The sequence below is a fragment of the Duganella sp. 1224 genome (genome assembly GCF_013408245.1).
GTDB lineage: Bacteria > Pseudomonadota > Gammaproteobacteria > Burkholderiales > Burkholderiaceae_D > Rugamonas.
The window spans coordinates 2,117,625-2,133,879 of the sequence record NZ_JACBYS010000001.1; the positions used below are offsets into that span (position 1 = coordinate 2,117,625).

Consider the following 16,255-nt stretch of genomic DNA (forward strand, 5'->3'; position numbering starts at 1 on the left):
AGGCGATATTTCATGACTACCGCGATCAGGTGGCGAGGACCATACTGTGTTCATCAACCAACCCGAAAGGAACCAAATCATGAACTCGAAACTGAACGGTCAAGTCGCTTTTATCAACGGTGGTTCGCGCGGCATCGGCGCCGCCGCCGCCCGTCGCCTGGCCGCTGAAGGCGCCAGGGTCGCCATCGGCTACGCCGCCTCGGCCATCGCCGCCGAGGCGGTGGTGGAACAGATCAAGGCCGCCGGCGGCGAGGCCTTCGCCATCCAGGCCGACGCCAGCGACGCCGCTTCGCTGACCAGCGCCATCGACGCCACCGCCGCGCGCTATGGCCGCCTGGACATCCTGGTCAACAGCGCCGGCGTGCTGCTGCTGGGCCCCACCGAGCAGTTCTCGCTGGCCGATTTCGACCGCACGCTGGCGGTCAACGTGCGCGGCGTGTTCGTGGCCTCGCAGGCCGCCGCCCGGCACATGCAGGATGGCGGCCGCATCATCAACATCGGCAGCACCAACGCGCAGCGCATGCCGTTCGAGGGCGGCGCCGCCTACGCGATGAGCAAGTCGGCGCTGGTCGGCCTGGTCAAGGGCATGGCGCGTGATCTGGGCGCGCGCAACATCACCGTCAACAACATCGCGCCCGGCCCGATCGACACCGACATGAACCCGGCCGAAAGCGATTTCGCCCTGGGCTTGCATGGCCTGATGGCGCTCAAGCGCCACGGCACCGCTGACGAGGTGGCGGCCATGGTGGCCTACCTGGCCAGCCCGGAAGCGGCCTTCGTCACCGGCGCCGACCTGCTGATCGACGGCGGCTTCGCGGCCTGAGTCTGGGCATGACCGGCGGCTAGTGGTTGCTGCCGGCCGCCTCGACGTAGACCTCGTCGGCGCAGCCCACCGCGCGGCTGGCGGCCGGCCGGGCGTTGGCCACCAGTTGCGGCAGTTCGCGGTCGGTGACGAAGTCCAGCGCCAGCGACACGCGGATCTCCTGCAGGTATTTGCGCTGCGTGCACACCAGCGTGATGGTGCCGGCCACCTGCTCGCCGTAGCGCGCCTTGACGCGCTCGAAGAAGTCGCTGACGCGGAAGCTCTTGCCAGTGTTGCCCAGCACGATCTTGCCGACTTCCGATTCGTTCACCACGCGCACCGCCGATACGGCCTTGATGAAGTAGGCGTCCGGCGGCAGCGACTGGCACTTGCCATGCTTGTTCCACTCGTAGGCGCCAAAGGTGCGCTCGTAGAAGAAGTTCGGCATCCACGGGGCGATCTTTTCGATGGTGTCCTTGCTCAGCGCGAACGGTGGGCCGCTGCAGCTGCCGTACTGCGTGCCGCACTCCTGCTTGTTGGGCCACAGGCCGTGCAGGCTCAGGGTCTTGGCCTCCAGCGTGCCGCTGTTCATGGCGTCGCATTCGGGCTTCTTGCCGTGGTACTTGGCGTGCTCGCAAAAGCCGGGCTGCCAGGTGATGGCCAGCACGTAGCTGTCCTGCTGGTTGGGCGCCGAGCACACGGCGCCGCTGGCGCCTTCCGCCGCATGGCCGGCCGGCCGCTCGTCCAGCTCCGGCTTGCCGCAGTCGCGCCGCACCCAGCGCAGAGCGGGCCGCGCGCCGGGGACGTCGATGCGCACCCAGTCGTAGTCGGTCTTGTTGATTTCGCGCACCGTGTAGGCGGTGCCGGCGCTGATGCTGACGTCGCCGGGATTGCTGCGTTTGGCGAACGAGGAAAACGCCTCGCAGCGCTGGGTGGCGGTGAAGCTGCCGCTGGCCGATTCGCTGGCGGCGCAGGGGATGGAGGTCAGGGCCAGCAGCGCGGCGACGAGGTAGAAACGCATGGGGTTCCCCGGTGTTTGATCGAAATGCCAATATTCTACCGGAACGGCGGCGGACGCAGACGGGCAATTGTCCTACAAGCGCGATGCAATCACGCCGATAGGGCGCGGGCTCGGGAGTGACTAAGATGGCAATCAACCCATCCAACAGGAGGAGTCCACCATGAAACAGTTCCATCTCACCGGTAAATTTGCTTGTGCAGTGCTGGCCACGGCCGCCGTTCTGGCCGGCTGCCAGAAAAAAGACGCGGACGTGCCGCCGCCCGCGCCTGAAGCCACCCCGGCCCCGGCCGCCACTCCGGCGCCTACCACGCCACCGGTGACCAATACGCCGACCACCGAGGGCGGCACGGCGACCCAGCCCGACCCGAACGCGCCGCCGCCAACCACCACCCCGCCGGCCACCACCGAGCCGCCGCCGGCCAACCGCTAAGTTGTTAGCACCCCCAAACGAAAGGGTCTGACCCCGTGCGGGGTCAGACCCTGGCCGCAGCGCTGTGCGGGTTGGGCGGGTGCCGTCAGCTGAACGTCGCCGCGAAGGCATCGCGCGCGGCGTGCTGCGCAATGTCGCGCCGCCAGATCAGCATGGTCTGCACCCGCGCCACCGCTTCCGCCAGCGCGTGCACGCGCACCGATTTCGCCAGCTCCCGCTGCATCAACACTTCTTTCGGCATCATCGCCACGCCCATGCCGGCCGCCACGCACCCGATAATCGCCTCGAACGTCCCGAATTCCGCAATCCGCGCCGGCGCCACGCCGCCCTCGGCAAACCAGCGCTCCAGCCGCCGCCGGTAGGAGCAGCCGCTGCGAAACCCCAGCAAGGTGCGCCGCGCCACGTCCGATGGCGTGCTGACCGGGCCGTGCAGGCTGTCGGTCAGCAACACCAGTTCTTCCTCGAATACCGGCAACTGTAGCAGCTCGGGGCGCTCGACCGGCGCCGCCACCAGCGCCACGTCGACCCGGTGGTTGAGCACCGCCTGCACCAGGTAGTCGGTCGGGCCGGTGTCCAGCACCAGGTCGACCTGCGGGTATTGGCGGTGGAACTGCCCCAGCACCTGCGGCAGGCGCGCGGCGGCGGTGGTTTCCATCGAGCCGATCCGCAACTGGCCGGCCGGCTGGTGGTCGCCGCGCACTGCGGCCTGCGCCTCGTCGGCCAGTTGCAGCAGCCGCTCGGCGTAGGCCAGCAGCCGCGCGCCCTCCTCGGTGAGCAGCATGCGGCGTCCGGAACGGTGAAACAGGCTGACGCCGAGCGAGTCCTCCAACTGCGTCAGGCGCGCGGAGACGTTGGATTGCACCCGATTGAGCCGCGCGGCAGCCGGCGTCACGCCGCCCTCCTCGGCCACGGTTTTGAAGATGCGCAAGGATGAGAGTTCCATACCGTTCTCATTTAAAGAATTATCTCTTCAGTATAATTCATTTTTAATGATGCGCAATCGGGATTATAGTGGCGTCATGAACACCTCTCCGTCACCGGCCATCCTGCTGGCCTGCAGCTTTGCCTTCATCATCGTCCAGCTGGACGTGACCATCGTCAACGTCGCCCTGCCGGCCATCGGCCGCGAGCTGCATGCCGGCGTCAGCCAGCTGCAGTGGGTGGTGGACGCCTACACGCTGGGTTTTGCGGTGTTCCTGCTGTCGGCCGGCGCCATGGGCGACCGCTTCGGCTCGCGCACCGTGTTCCTCGGCGGCTTCGCGCTGTTTGCCGCCGCCTCGCTGGCCTGCGCCATGGCGCCCGGTGCGCTGGCGCTGAATATTGCGCGCGCCGCGCAGGGCATCGGCGCCGCGCTGCTGGTGCCGAGTTCGCTGGCCATCCTCAACGCCGTCTACGCGCATGAGCGCACGCGGCTGGCCCAGGCCATCGCCTGGTGGACGGCGGCTGGCGGCGTGTCGATTGCGGCCGGGCCGGTGCTGGGCGGCGTGCTGATGGCGGCGTTCGGCTGGCGCAGTATTTTCTGGGTGAATATTCCGGTCTGCCTCGTCGGCTTCTGGCTGACCTTGCGCGTGGTGCCGGCCATCCGTCACAGCGGTCCGGCGCGCCACTTCGATCTGCCCGGCCAGGTGCTGGCGCTGGTCGCGCTGACTGCCTTGATTGGCGCGGTGATCGAGGTGCATGCGCTGGGCCTGGCGCATGCGGCGGTGCTGGGCGCGTTGGCCGTGGCGCTGGCGGCCGGCGCGCTGTTCCTGCGGGTGGAGGCGCGCAGCGCCGCGCCGATGCTGCCGCTGCGCTTGTTCACGCTGCGCGGCTTCACGCCAGCCGTGCTGTTCGGCGTGTGCGTCAACTTTGCCTATTACGGCATCATCTTTGTGCTGAGTTTTTATCTGCAAACCGTGCGCGGCTTTTCGGTGCTGCATGCCGGCCTGGTGTTCCTGCCGCTGACCGGCACGTTTTTGTTCGCCAACATCGCCAGCGGCTGGGCGCAGGCGCGCGTGGGCGCGCGGCTGCCTATGATCATCGGCGGCGTCATCGGCGCCGCCGGCTATGCGCTGCTGGCGGTGTTCGGCATTTCCACCAGCGCCAGTTTCTGGGCCATGTTGCCGGGCCTGGCGCTGATTCCGGCCGGCATGGGGCTGGCGGTGCCGGCCATGACCACCGCCATCCTCGCTGCGGTGGACAAGCGCCAGGCCGGCACGGCGTCGGCGGTGCTGAACACCGCGCGCCAGGTCGGCGGCGCGATGGGGGTGGCGGTGTATGGCGCGCTGGTGGCGGCCCCGGCCACTGCTGCTATCCTGTCGGGGATGGAGATCGCGCTCGGCGTCTCGACCGCGCTGCTGCTGGCCGGTGCGCTGCTGGCGCGGTCCGTCCATGTTAACCAAGGAGAAAAGCTATGCCATTCGTAAATATCCGCATCACCAATGAAGGCGCCACCGCCGAGCAGAAGCAGGAACTGATTCAGGGCGTGACCGACTTGCTGCACAAGGTGCTGAACAAGAATCCGGCCACCACCTTTGTCATCATCGACGAGGTGGCCACCGATAACTGGGGTGTCGGCGGCACTGCCGTCACCACGCTGCGCCAGCGCGCCAGGCAGGCGGCCCAGTCGTAAGCCCCCCCCTTCCGCCGCCCGGCGTGGCGCGGGGCGCTGCCGGCCATTGCAGCCGATGGACGGCCGCTCAGGACTGCGGCGCCGGCACCAGCGGCCGGCAGTCGAGCGGGATGTCGAGGATGAAGGTGGTGCCGCGGCCGGGCGCGCTGTCCACCGACACGCTGCCGCCGTGCCCTTCCGCCACGCTGCGCACGAACGGCAGGCCGAGGCCCCAGCCGGCGCCGGCCTTGCCTTCGCCTTCGCGCCGCAGGTAGGCGAAAATCCGCTCGCGCTGGTCGGCGGCGATCGGCGCGCCGTCGTTGTGCACGCTCAGCATCAGGCGGCCGCGGATGGTGTCGGCCTTGATCCGCACCTGCTGGCCGTCACCGTATTTGATGGCGTTGGTGAGCAGGTTTTCCACCGCGCGATGCAGCGAATTGCGGCACCAGTGGCCGACGATCGGCGCCGCCTGGATGGCTACCGCCGGCTGGCTGTCGCGATGGAAATCCTGCGCCACCGTGTGCAGCAGGGCCTGGATGTCAAACTCGCTCAGCACCAGCGGCAGCTGGTCGACCCGTTCGAAGGTCAGCGTGTCCACCAGTTGCGTCACCATCTGGTCCAGGCGGCGCGCGCCGGCTTCGATTTTGGCGGCCGCGCGGTGCGCCGTGCGCAGCTCCTGGCAGGCGCCGATCAGCTGGCTGCCGCCCAGGATCAGCGACAGCGGGTTGCGCATGTCGTGCGACAGCGTGGCCGCCAGCCGCTCGCGGATGCGCTCGTGGATCAGCGAAAATTCGCGGATGGCGTCGCGCAGCGCGACGTCCACCGACAGTTCGATCACGCGCCATTCGGCGGCGGTCAAGCGCAGCTGGCGCCGGCGGGCGGTGTCGGCGATGGCGTCGCGGAACAGCTGGTATTCCAGCACCACCTGGTCGGCGCGGAACGGCGTCACGCGGGCGCGCTCGCCGCCGTGGGCCGACATCGCGGTGCTGCCGCTGGCGCCGTCGGCGCGCGGGTAGGATGGCGTCACCGCTTCGGCGATGTTGTCGTAGAAGGCAGGCAGGGTGTTGGTCAGCAACGGGCCGGAGACGCCGACCGCTTCGTCGATGTTGGCGCGGACGCTGGCTTCCCACACGTCGAACACCTCGCTGCGCATGGCCAGCATGGCCTGGGAGGTGGAGGACAGGCTGCGCTCCTCCGTATTTTGCTCTGTGGCCAGGGTCATTGCGCGCTCCGCCGATCGGTGATTTTGCTCAGCGTAGCAGAGAACGCGGGCAGGGTTGGTGGTTTACTTAACCCCCGAGGCGGTTGGGGTCTGTCCCGCGCGCGGGACAGACCCCTTTCGTGGCTAAGGTCAGGCTGCGATGGCCTGGTGCAGCCGCTGGCTTAGCTGTTGCACGGGGGCGTAGCCGCCGCTGACTTCGATGAGGTCGACCCCGTTGTCCAGCAGGAGGGCCGGGAAGCTGCGGACACCCAATGCACGGGCGCGGGCGAAGTCGGCGCGGGTGGCGGCGATGGTGTCGCTATCCTGCCACGTGCGCAGGACCACGGCGACGTCCAGTTGCAGCTGTTGCGCGACCACCGCTGACAGTCTCTTGCCATCGGTGGTGTCGCGGCCGTCGACGTAGAACGCGTGCTGCAGTGCGCGGAAGACCGCCAGCAGATCGGCCGACGCCGCCAGCTTGCGCGCCGCCACCACCGCGCGGCAGACCGGCTCGGTGTCGTAGACGAAGTGCTCGCGCGCCATCAGCGCGGCGCGGTTGAACGGCAGGCCGCTTTGCGCTGCGACCCGGTCCCAGTGCCCCAGGCGGAATGCCTTGCCCGCCTGGTCCAGCACGTCGGTGGCGCCGGCGCGCACGCCACCGACAATGATGTCCAGTGCCAGGCCGGGGTGCATGGCCATCAGCGCGGTCATTTCCTTGCCGAAGCCGTAGCACCACGAGCACATGGGATCGCCCACATACAGCAGCTTCATTTGGCGGCTTGCTCGCGTTGGCGGCGCGCGGTGATCTGCTCACGGTCGACGCCCCAGTTGTCGGTCGCCACTTCGTCGATGATGACGACGGTGGTGGCCGGGTCCTTGTGCAGCACGCGCTGCAGCAGGTCGGTCGCGCCTGCGATCAGCTGCTGTTTCTGTGCGGCCGTCACGCCTTCATCGGTGACGCGGATATTTATGTAGGGCATGGTGGTTCTCCTTGGCTTACCAGGTGCCGGCGCTGGCGCCGCCGTCGACCGGCAGGATGGTGCCGCTGGTGAAGTTGGATTCGGTCAGGTACAGCACGGCGTTGACGACGTCGTCGGTCACGCCGGTGGCGCCGGTCGGCGCCAGCGTGCGGTAGAACGCCTGGGTGGCGTCGTCCTGGCTGTGCATCGGCGTGGCGATGATGCCGGGCGCCACCGCGTTGACCTTGACGTTGGACGCCGCCAGCTCGAGCGCCAGCGCGCGGGTAGCCTGGTTCAGGCCGCCCTTGATCAGCACCGGCAGCAGCGCCGGCACTTTGACGTTCGGCTGCAGGGCGATGCTGGCGGTGATGTTGACGATGTGGCCGGACTGGTTGGCGCGCATGTGCGCGGCGGCCTGCTGCGACGGGAAGAACACGCCCTTCAGGTTGGTGTTCAGCAGCTCGTCCAGCTCTTGCTCGGTGTAGTCGGTGGTCGGCTTGGCGATGAAGATGCCGGCGTTGTTGACCAGGATGTCGACCTTGCCAAACGCTGCCACCGCGCGCTCGAACAGCGCCTTGGCGGTGGCCGGCTGGGCGATGTCGCCCGGCACCAGCAGGAAGTTGGCCGGGTTGCCCAGCTGGTCGGCGGCGGCCTGCAGGCGCTCCAGGGTGCGGGCGTTGCCCACGACGTTGTAGCCGCGTTGCAGGTAGGCCTGGGCGACCGCGTAGCCGATACCGCTCGAGGCGCCGGTCACAATAACAGTCTTGTTCATACGATGTCCTTTCAGTGAGGGTGGGTGTGCATGCACTATACTTTTGCGCCAACCCTTGATAAAGACATGGAAACACAAGACAATAGATACATCATGTAATCAATAGACCGCGATGAAACGCCAATTTGACGATGTGCTGCTGGGCAGCATCGAGCTGTTCTGCCTGGCCGCCGAGCTGTCCAGCTTTACCGCCGCCGCCACCGCCGCCGGGGTCACGCCGGCCGCCGTCAGCCGCTCGGTGTCGCGGCTGGAGGAGCGGCTGGGCGCGCGCCTGTTCGTGCGCACCACGCGCCAGATCCGCCTGACCGACGGCGGCCGCGTGTATTTCGAGCAATGCCGGCAGGCGCTGGCGCAGCTGGGCGAGGCCGAGCGCCAGATCAGCGGCGCCCAGGTGCAGCCGTCCGGCCCGCTGCGCATCAGCGCACCGACGCCGTACGCGCACCACCGGCTGTTGCCGCTGCTGGGCGCGTTCCGCCGCAGCTACCCCGCGGTGACCATCGACGTCCATGTCAGCAACCGCAACATCGATTTTGCCGACGAGGGCTATGACCTGGCCATCCGCGGCCGCGCGCCGGCCGACTCCAGCCTGATCGCCCGCAAGCTGGAGGACGCGGAACTGGTGCTGGTGGCGGCGCCGTCCTATCTGCGCCGGGCCGGCACGCCAGCCACGCTGGCCGACCTGGCGCGGCACGAGTGCATCCAGTTCGACCTGCCGAGCACCGGCAAGCGCATTCCGTGGCCGTTCCTGCAAGACGGCGCGGTGGTCGAGCTGGCCACCGAGGGCGGCCTGTGCTGCTCGGAGGATGTGCTGGGCATCGTGACGCTGGCGCGCAGCGGCGCCGGCGTGGTGCAGACTTACCGGTTTATTGTCGAACCGGACCTGGCCAGCGGCGCGCTGGTCGAGCTGCTGCCCCAGCATGGCGGCACCGCCCGCCCCTTCTTCCTGCTGTATCCGCACGCGCGCCACCTGTCGCTGCGGGTCAGGACGTTTGTGGATTTTCTCGTGAGCAAGTTAAGCTGAGCCGGTATATCCAAATGTTATTGCTAATGATTTTTTTGGCATTGGAGATCATACGGCCGCTGCGCTAGCATTACAAGCTAACAAAACTACCAGAGACAGTCCCCCATGCCCGCACCCCTCGCCACCGCCGCCCACGCCGCCGCGCCGCAGTCCGCCGTCACCAGTCCGCGCGCCGTGCTGTCGCTGCTGACCAGCCTGTTTTTCACCTGGGGCTTCATCACCGTCATCAACAACACGCTGCTGCCGCACCTGCGCAGCGTGTTCGACCTGAATTACACGCAGACGACGCTGATCGAGTCGGTGTGGTTCATCGCCTACTTCTTCGCCTCGATTCCGTCGGCGCGGCTGATCGAGCGGGTCGGCTACCAGACATCCATGGTCATCGGGCTGGGCATGATGGCCGCCGGCGCGCTGCTGATGATCCCGGCCGCGCGCCTGCCGTCGTATGGCGTGACGCTGTGCGCGCTGTTCGTCATCGCCTGCGGCATCACCTTGCTGCAGGTGTCGGCCAATCCCTACGTGGCGGTGCTGGGCTCGCCGGAGACGGCGTCTTCGCGGCTGAACCTGGTGCAGGCGTTCAATTCGCTGGGCGCGACGCTGGCGCCGCTGTTCGGCGCCTACCTGATCCTGGGCCGCTCTGCCTCCGGGACGGCCGAGGCCGGCCATGTGCTGACGCAGGCGGAAAAGCTGGCCGACGCCCAGGCCGTGCAACTGCCTTACCTGATCGTGGCCGGCGTGCTGGTGGTGCTGGCGCTGGTGATGGCCCGTTTCCCGATGCCGACCATGCACCATGGCGCCACCAGCCGCGTGTCGGACGCCGAGCGTGAGAAGATGTCGCTGTGGAAGCACCGCAACCTGGTGTTCGGCATTCCGGCCATCTTCATCTACCTGATCGCCGAGATCGGCGTGGCCAATCTGTTCATCAACTTCACCGGCCAGCCGGAGATCGGCGGCCTGTCGCACGAGCAAGGCGCGCACTATCTGTTCCTGCTGTGGGGCGGCATGCTGGTCGGCCGTTTCGTCGGCGCCTGGGCGATGAACAAGACCAGCGCCGAGCGCGTGCTGGCGTGCTGCGCGATCGGGGCGTTTATCGTCATGCTGGTGGCGGCGCTGGGCACCGGCAGCGTGGCCATGTGGGCGCTGATCTCGGTTGGCCTGTTCCACTCGGTGATGTTCCCGACCATCTTCACGCTGGGCATCAAGGGCCTGGGCCCGCTGACCGAGGAAGGCGCCGGCCTGCTGATCATGGCCATCGCCGGCGGCGCGCTGGTGGTGGTGCAAGGCTGGCTGGCCGACACCGTCGGCCTGCAACGGTCCTTCCTGCTGACCGCGGCGTGCGAGCTGTACGTGCTGTTCTACGCGCTCTGGGGTTCTAAGGCCACCAACGCCTTCCCGCAGCAGAAGGCCTGAGGCCCGTGCGCCTTTAATGGATGTCTTCCAGCAGATCGTACTCGCGGCGGTTCTTCGGCAGGCGCCGCTCCATCACCGTGGTCGACTGGTGATCCACGTGATCGATTAACACCACGGCGGCGTGCAGCGCCTGGCTCATGGCTTTGGCGGCCGATGTGAGCGCGTCGGCCGGCGAGGCGGGGAGCTTGTCGAGCTGTTGATTCTGCTGCGCGCGCAGGCGCGCGGCGTTGATCCAGTAGCGTTCGTCCGGCAGCAATAGCCACAGGTCGCGCCAGGCGTTGCGGCCGTCGCCGGCGATGGCCAGCGTCATGCCGCGCGGGGACGTGGGGCGCTGGCGGAAAATCAGCTTGTCCCCGATGACTTTGGCGTAGTGCGTTTTGCCGTCGCAAATCATGCGCACGTCGGTGCCCTCCGGCAGGAACAGCTGCTTCCACTGGTAGCCGCGTATCGAGGCCCCGGCCGCGCGCTGGCGCGCGATCCATTCCGTGACCGCGCCGGCGATGGCTTCCTGCGGCGACCAGGTGCTGCCGCTGCGGTATAGGAAATCGCGCAGCTGCTGCAGGGTATGGGGAGGTATAAAATCGTCTCGTGTGGCATTCATGCTCGTTCTCCTGTCTCGTTTTGTCGCGTTTTGGCGCGTCCTGCCTCTGTTAGACCAGCGGCGCTAAACGAGGTTCAATGCGCACAAACGAGACAAAACGAGACAGTCAAACGAGACGAAACGCCACACGGCAGCGCGCAGGGCAGGCATACCATGTATAGCGCAGGAAACATGGCTGCGCGCCCACGGGCGCGGCCTCAGGCCGATACCTGGTCCGGCTTGTCCTGCGGCGCGGGCGCCGGGCCGGCGTCGTAAGCCAGTTGCGGCGGCACGCGCAGCCGCCAGGCGGCGCCGCCGCCGGTCGTCTCCAGCGCCAGCGTGGCGCCCATCTGCGCCGCGCGCTCGCGCATGCCGGCGATGCCCCAGTGGCCCTCCGGCGCCAGACCATCGGCCTGCATGCCGCGCCCATCGTCCCCCACCATCAGCTCGAAATAGCGTTCGCCAAACGTCAGCGTGACATCGATACGGCTGGCTTGCGCGTGCAGGAAGGCGTTGTTGATGGCCTCGCGGCCAATGGCAAACGCCTCCTCCCGCACCGCCTCCCGCAGCGGCCGCATTTGCCCCTGTACCTGCAGCGCAAAGCCGGCGCTTTCATGCTCGCCGCGCTGGCGGCCGTGCACCGCCAGCGCCTCCGCCAGGTTGCGGCCGGCGCCGGCCTGGCGCAGGTCGCCGACCTTGTCGCGCCCTTCCACCATCACCTCCTCCGCCAGCGACAAGGCGCGCTCCATCACCGGCCGGTTCGGCTCGCCGGCCGGCATGCGCCCGGCGATGCCGCGAAACACCAGGATCAGGCCCTGCACCGATTGCAGCAAGGTGTCGTGCAGATCGCGGGCGATGCGCTCGCGCTCGGCCACGCGCACGTCGAAGCTGCGCTGCAGGCGGCGCAAGGCCCGGCGCAAGCGCAGCCGGTGGATGCCCCAGGCCAGCAGCGCCAGCGCCGCCAGGCACAGCAGCTTGAACCACACGGTCTGCAGCAGCGTCGGCGGCACCACCAGCGTGAGGCTGGCGCCGTCGGTATTCCACACGCCGTCCTCATTGGCGGCCATCACGCGGAAGCGGTAGCTGCCCGGCGCCAGCGTGGTGTAGTACGCGGCGCGGCGGTTGCCGGCCTCCTGCCACTGGGTGTCGACGCCGTCCAGCAGGTAGCGGAATTGCACGCGCTGCGGCAACGTCAGGCTCAGCGCCGTATAGTCGATGCGCAGGTTGCGCGGCGCGGCCGGCAGCCGCACCTGCGCCCGCGCCGCCTGCGCCGCATTGTCGGCCGAGACGCCGGTGATATACACCGGCGGTGGCATCGGGTTAGTGCGATAGCGCGCCGGATCGAGCCGGTAGACGCCGGTGGCAGTGGAAAACAGCAGTTCGCCCGTGCTCAGTTGCGCCAGCCGCGGCGACGAGGCGTTGCGCGCGACCACGCCGCTCAGCCCGTCATAGAAGTTAAACTGCCGCACCTGCAGCGGCTGGCCCGGCTGCCGCGTCGCCCGCACCAGCGCGGCCGCGTCGATGCCCTGCAAGCCCAGCGCCGAGTTGATCCACAGCGCGCCGTCGGCCGCAAGCAGCAGCCCGCGTATGCCGGACAGGCGGACGTCGGCGGCGCCGCTGAGCGGGTGGAACCGTTTGCCGTCGAACCAGGCCAGGCCGGGCTGCCCGCCGACCAGCAGGCCGCCGGCGTACGGCGCCAGCGCCTCGACCGCGCCGATCGTCAGTCCCTGCTGGCTGCCCAGCGCCAGCGCCTGGCCGTGCTCCAGCCGGAACACGGTGTTGTCGAGGGTACCGAACCACAAGCGGCCGGCGCCGTCGGCCGCCATGGTCAGCACCACCGCCTTGTCCAGCGCGGCGATGCCGCCGGCCCGGGTCCAGACGCCGTCCTGCCAGCGGAACACGCCGTTGCCGGCGAACGACACCCACAGCCCGCCCTGCGGGTCCATCACCATCGCCAGGATCACCAGCAGCCGGTGGCCGGCCAACGGCGGCGGCGGCGCGATGCGCACGCGCTGCCGGCCGTGGACCTGCCACAGGCCGTCGCGCGCCCCGCTCCACAGCTGGCCGGCCGGATCGCGGTACAGCACCGACACCAGCGTGGCATCGGTGGAACCGGGACCGTACGGCAGCGGCGCCGCCCCCAACGCCGGATAATAAAACTGATCGATCCACACATCGCCGGCCGGCCCGGCCAGCAGCGGCGCGCCAAAGGTCGTGATGCGCGGCAGCGCCACCGCCTGCAGGCGGCGCGGGCGGAACTGGTCGAGGCCACTTTCGCTGGCGACCCAGATGTTGCCCTCGCGGTCCTGGTGGAAAGCGGTCGCGTAGGCGCCGGTCATGCCCTGCTGCGAGGTCAGTTCGCGCAGCTCGGTGCGGCCGCCCGCCACCACCAGTTGGCGCACGCCGTCCGGCCCGGGCAACCACAGGTTGCCGTCGCGGTCGAACAGGTAGGTGCCGCTGTTGGCGGCCGACAGATCGGGCACCGGCGCGGTCAGCCCCGGCGGCGAGAACAGCAACTGCAGGCCGCGCCGGTCCATCTCCGACGCCCAGACGCGGCCGTCCGGGGTCTCGGCCAACTGGCCGGCGCCATGGCGCTCGGCCCGCTGGCGGAAGGTGGCGGCGCCGGCCGGGCGCGTAAACAGGCCGGCGGTGCTCAGCAGCCAGAAGGTGCCGCGCCGGTCCTGCAGCAGGTCGAACACCAGCAGGCGCGGCGGCAGCCCCAGTGCGGCATTGGCCAATTGCCAGCGGCGGGCGCCCGGCGCCAGCACGTGCAGACCGACCGACGACGCCGCCCACCAGCGTCCGTCGGCGTCCACCACCAGCTTGTAGATCGCCGAACGCGGCAGGCCGTCGGCCTCGGTATACGTGAGCAGCGTGTCGCGGTCGAGGACTTGCACGCCCGCGCCCGGCGGCGTGATCCACAGCCGGCCGTCCGCCAGCCGCCCCATGCGCAGCACGCCGCCGACCAGAAAGCGGCCGGCAGCCGGCTGGTACAGCTCGAACCTGGCGCCGTCGAAACGGTACAAGCCATTGTCGGTGGCCAGCCACAGCCAGCCATCGGCCGTCTGTTCGATGTGGGTGATGTTGGGCGGCACGCCGTCGCGCGCCGTCCACGTGGAATGCTGCAGGGCGATCGGCGCCGGCGCGGCGCGCGCGGCCGCCGGCGCGCACGACAGCCAGACCGACAGCGCCAGGGCCAGGATGGTTTTCATCGGCATCGTCAAAGTGGGTATGCTGCCTCGCATTATGCCGATTTCGCGCGCCGCCGGCGAGGCCGTGTTGCGCCTACGGCAAATGCAGCGTAAAGCGGGCGCCGCCGGTGGGGAGATTGGCGGCCTCGATGCGGCCGCCGCAGGCCTGCATGATGGCTTGCGACAGGGCCAGCCCGAGGCCGACGCCGTCGACCTCGCCGGCGCGCGCGCTGCTGCCCCGGAAGAAACGCTCGAACAGGAACGGCAGGTCTTGTTCGGCGATGCCCATGCCCTGATCCTCCACCGACAACATCACGCCGTGCGCGCCACGTTGCAGGCGCACGGTGATGTGGCCGTCTGCCGGCGAGAACTTCAGCGCGTTTTCCAGCAGGTTGCGCAGCACCAGGCCAACCGGCGCGCGGTCGACCTGCACCGCATCGGCCAGCGCGTCGTGCAGGATGATCTCGATGCGGCGCTCGGCGGCTGGCGCGCGCAGGCGGCTGATGGTTTCCTGCGCCAGCGCCGACAGCGGCGCCAGTTCGACCTGTGCCAGTTGCTGGCCGGCGTCCAGCCGCGCCAGCATCAGCAGTTCTTCGACCAGCAGCGTCAGCCCGCCGACCTCGGCCAGGCAGGAGCGCAAGGTGGTGACGTATTCCGCGTCCGTGCGCGGGCGGCGCAGCGTGATTTCGATCTCGGCGCGCAGCCGCGACAGCGGCGAGCGCAGCTCGTGCGAGGCGTCGGCGGTGAAACGGCGCTGCGCCTCGAAGGCCTGCTCGATGCGGTCCAGCATGGCGTTCAGCGTGTCGGCCAGGTGGCCGATCTCGTCGTCGTGGCCGGGGTGCGGCAGGCGCTGGTCGAGGCTGGAATCGCCGATCGTGCGCGCCTGGTCGACGATGTTTTCCATCGCCACGAAGGTCTGGCGCGACAGCCGCGCGCCGGCCCAGCCGACCAGCGCCAGCAGCGCGGTCGCCATGGCGGCAAACAGCAGCGCCGCCGATTGCAGGATGTGGTCAGCGTCGTCCAGCGAGCCGGCCACCTGCACCGCGTAGCGGCGGCCATCGACCACGGCCGGCACCGACACCATGCGCAGCGGCTCCTCGCGCGTGTCGGGCAAGGTGTCGAAGCTGGTGTCGCCGGCCGCCAGCCGCGCCAGCAGGAGCGGCGGCACCGGCAGCCGGTCGCCGCCCAGGTTGGCGCTGCGCGCCAGCACCCGGCCATCGCCGTCGATGATCTGCACCAGCCGGTCCAGCCGCGTCAGCGACAGCGGCGCGCTGCCGGCCGGCGCCTCGTGCACGCGCACCGCCGTGCCGTGGGCGTCGGACAGCATGCCGACCTCGGTGTCAGCCAGCGCCAGCAGCGCCGCGTCGAGCTGCCCGCGCACCGAGCGCGACAGCTGCCACCAGCCGGCCGCCGCCGTCACGCCGACCGTGGCCACGGTGGCCGCCAGGTGGATCAGCACCAGCCGCCGGCGCAGGCTAAGCATCGGCATCCCCCGGCGCCGCCAGGCGGAAGCCGCGCCCGCGCACGGTGGCGATCAGCGGCGCGCGGCCGGCCGGGTCGACCTTGCGGCGCAGGTTTTTCATGTGCACGTCGATCAGGTTGTCGATGGCGATCAGGTCGGCGTGCCACACCTGCTCGGCCAGTTGCAGGCGGCTGACCACCTGGCCGGCGTGCCGCACCAGCAACTCCAGGACCGCGTATTCCTTCGGCGTCAGGTCCAGGCCGACGCCGCCGCGCGCCACCGCATGGGTGTGCGGATCGATGCTCAGGTCGGCCACCTGCACCAGCGCCGGCGCCGTGCGCACCGCGCGCCGCAGCAGCGCGCGCACGCGCGCCAGCAGCTCGTCGAACGCGAACGGCTTGGTCAGGTAATCGTCGGCGCCGGTGTTGAGGCCGGCGATGCGGTCGGCCAGCGCGTCGCGCGCGGTCAGCATCAGCACCGGCAGCGGCAGGCCGCGGCGGCGCCACTCGCCGCACAGCGCGATGCCGTCCTGGCCCGGCAGCATCCAGTCGACGATGGCCAGGTCGGCGCGCGCCAGCACCTCGGCCGCGACCTCGTGCGCGGCATGGGCGACGCTGACCGCGTAGCCCTCCTCCTCCAGCCCGCGGGCCAGCAGGCGCGCCGCCTTGTGATCGTCCTCTACCAACAAAATGTGCATGGAATGTCCCCGACTCGACGGCCAGAGTATAGCAGCGGCCGGGGCCGGGTTTCCTGAAGAAGAATTCAGGATGCGGCGCGGCATATTTCTTTACCATGGCGGCACTGTTCAGATTAGCC

The 16,255-nt window shown here is 69.2% G+C and carries 16 protein-coding genes; 6 read left to right on the forward strand and 10 right to left on the reverse strand.

What is annotated here, in order from left to right:
* Nucleotides 1-79: 79 nt before the first annotated feature.
* The gene (locus FHW58_RS09350) at nucleotides 80-823 is read left to right on the forward strand and encodes an SDR family oxidoreductase (protein ID WP_179672748.1); all 744 of its coding nucleotides are present in this window, start codon (nucleotides 80-82) and stop codon (nucleotides 821-823) included.
* Between the two features lie 19 nt (nucleotides 824-842).
* Here the strand turns inward: FHW58_RS09350 and FHW58_RS09355 are convergent, their stop codons facing one another.
* Nucleotides 843-1,823, reverse strand: coding sequence for a ribonuclease I (locus FHW58_RS09355; RefSeq protein WP_179672749.1), 981 nt, complete (start codon nucleotides 1,821-1,823; stop codon nucleotides 843-845).
* Between the two features lie 160 nt (nucleotides 1,824-1,983).
* On the opposite strand from FHW58_RS09355, the gene FHW58_RS09360 reads away from it, so the two are divergent.
* A complete protein-coding gene (locus FHW58_RS09360; RefSeq protein ID WP_179672750.1) occupies nucleotides 1,984-2,253 on the forward strand; it encodes a hypothetical protein in 270 nt (89 codons plus the stop codon).
* 85 nt (nucleotides 2,254-2,338) lie between these two features.
* On the opposite strand, the gene FHW58_RS09365 is transcribed toward FHW58_RS09360, so the two are convergent.
* Entirely contained in the window at nucleotides 2,339-3,196 is an 858-nt protein-coding gene (locus FHW58_RS09365) for a LysR family transcriptional regulator (protein ID WP_179672751.1), read from the reverse strand.
* Between the two features lie 76 nt (nucleotides 3,197-3,272).
* Between FHW58_RS09365 and FHW58_RS09370 the strand changes: the two genes are divergently transcribed.
* Nucleotides 3,273-4,658 (forward strand): MFS transporter, encoded by a 1,386-nt coding sequence (locus FHW58_RS09370; RefSeq protein ID WP_179672752.1) that lies wholly within the window; start codon nucleotides 3,273-3,275, stop codon nucleotides 4,656-4,658.
* Nucleotides 4,646-4,864 carry a 2-hydroxymuconate tautomerase family protein gene (locus tag FHW58_RS09375; RefSeq protein WP_179672753.1) on the forward strand — a complete coding sequence of 73 codons (219 nt, stop codon included), beginning with the start codon at nucleotides 4,646-4,648 and terminating at the stop codon, nucleotides 4,862-4,864. The genes FHW58_RS09370 and FHW58_RS09375 overlap by 13 nt, the downstream gene beginning before the upstream one ends.
* A gap of 67 nt (nucleotides 4,865-4,931) precedes the next feature.
* Here FHW58_RS09375 and FHW58_RS09380 read toward each other — a convergent pair whose 3' ends face one another.
* From FHW58_RS09380 to FHW58_RS09395, 4 genes are all read right to left on the reverse strand, one after another.
* Nucleotides 4,932-6,065, reverse strand: coding sequence for a sensor histidine kinase KdpD (locus tag FHW58_RS09380; protein WP_179672754.1), 1,134 nt, complete (start codon nucleotides 6,063-6,065; stop codon nucleotides 4,932-4,934).
* Nucleotides 6,066-6,194: 129 nt separating this feature from the next.
* The gene (locus FHW58_RS09385; protein WP_179672755.1) at nucleotides 6,195-6,815 is read right to left on the reverse strand and encodes a DsbA family protein; all 621 of its coding nucleotides are present in this window, start codon (nucleotides 6,813-6,815) and stop codon (nucleotides 6,195-6,197) included.
* Nucleotides 6,812-7,024 (reverse strand): 2-hydroxymuconate tautomerase family protein, encoded by a 213-nt coding sequence (locus tag FHW58_RS09390; protein WP_179672756.1) that lies wholly within the window; start codon nucleotides 7,022-7,024, stop codon nucleotides 6,812-6,814. The genes FHW58_RS09385 and FHW58_RS09390 overlap by 4 nt, the downstream gene beginning before the upstream one ends.
* A gap of 16 nt (nucleotides 7,025-7,040) precedes the next feature.
* Nucleotides 7,041-7,775: an SDR family NAD(P)-dependent oxidoreductase gene (locus FHW58_RS09395; RefSeq protein WP_179672757.1), complete on the reverse strand. Its 735-nt coding sequence runs from the start codon at nucleotides 7,773-7,775 to the stop codon at nucleotides 7,041-7,043.
* 112 nt (nucleotides 7,776-7,887) lie between these two features.
* Here FHW58_RS09395 and FHW58_RS09400 point away from each other — a divergent pair, with 112 nt between their 5' ends.
* On the forward strand, nucleotides 7,888-8,796 hold the full coding sequence (locus FHW58_RS09400; protein WP_179672758.1) for a LysR family transcriptional regulator: 909 nt from the start codon (nucleotides 7,888-7,890) through the stop codon (nucleotides 8,794-8,796).
* Between the two features lie 105 nt (nucleotides 8,797-8,901).
* Nucleotides 8,902-10,206, forward strand: coding sequence for a sugar MFS transporter (locus tag FHW58_RS09405; RefSeq protein WP_179672759.1), 1,305 nt, complete (start codon nucleotides 8,902-8,904; stop codon nucleotides 10,204-10,206).
* Between the two features lie 13 nt (nucleotides 10,207-10,219).
* Here the strand turns inward: FHW58_RS09405 and FHW58_RS09410 are convergent, their stop codons facing one another.
* The 4 genes from FHW58_RS09410 to FHW58_RS09425 form a co-directional block, all read right to left on the reverse strand.
* The gene (locus FHW58_RS09410; protein WP_179672760.1) at nucleotides 10,220-10,807 is read right to left on the reverse strand and encodes a hypothetical protein; all 588 of its coding nucleotides are present in this window, start codon (nucleotides 10,805-10,807) and stop codon (nucleotides 10,220-10,222) included.
* 197 nt (nucleotides 10,808-11,004) lie between these two features.
* Nucleotides 11,005-13,998, reverse strand: a complete 2,994-nt coding sequence (locus tag FHW58_RS09415) for a sensor histidine kinase (RefSeq protein WP_179672761.1) — start codon at nucleotides 13,996-13,998, stop codon at nucleotides 11,005-11,007.
* Nucleotides 13,999-14,071: 73 nt separating this feature from the next.
* Complete coding sequence (locus tag FHW58_RS09420; RefSeq protein WP_179673354.1) at nucleotides 14,072-15,460, reverse strand: cell wall metabolism sensor histidine kinase WalK; 1,389 nt, start codon at nucleotides 15,458-15,460, stop codon at nucleotides 14,072-14,074.
* Nucleotides 15,453-16,136, reverse strand: a complete 684-nt coding sequence (locus FHW58_RS09425) for a response regulator transcription factor (RefSeq protein ID WP_179672762.1) — start codon at nucleotides 16,134-16,136, stop codon at nucleotides 15,453-15,455. Before FHW58_RS09425 ends, FHW58_RS09420 begins: the two co-directional genes overlap by 8 nt.
* Nucleotides 16,137-16,255 lie beyond the last annotated feature (119 nt).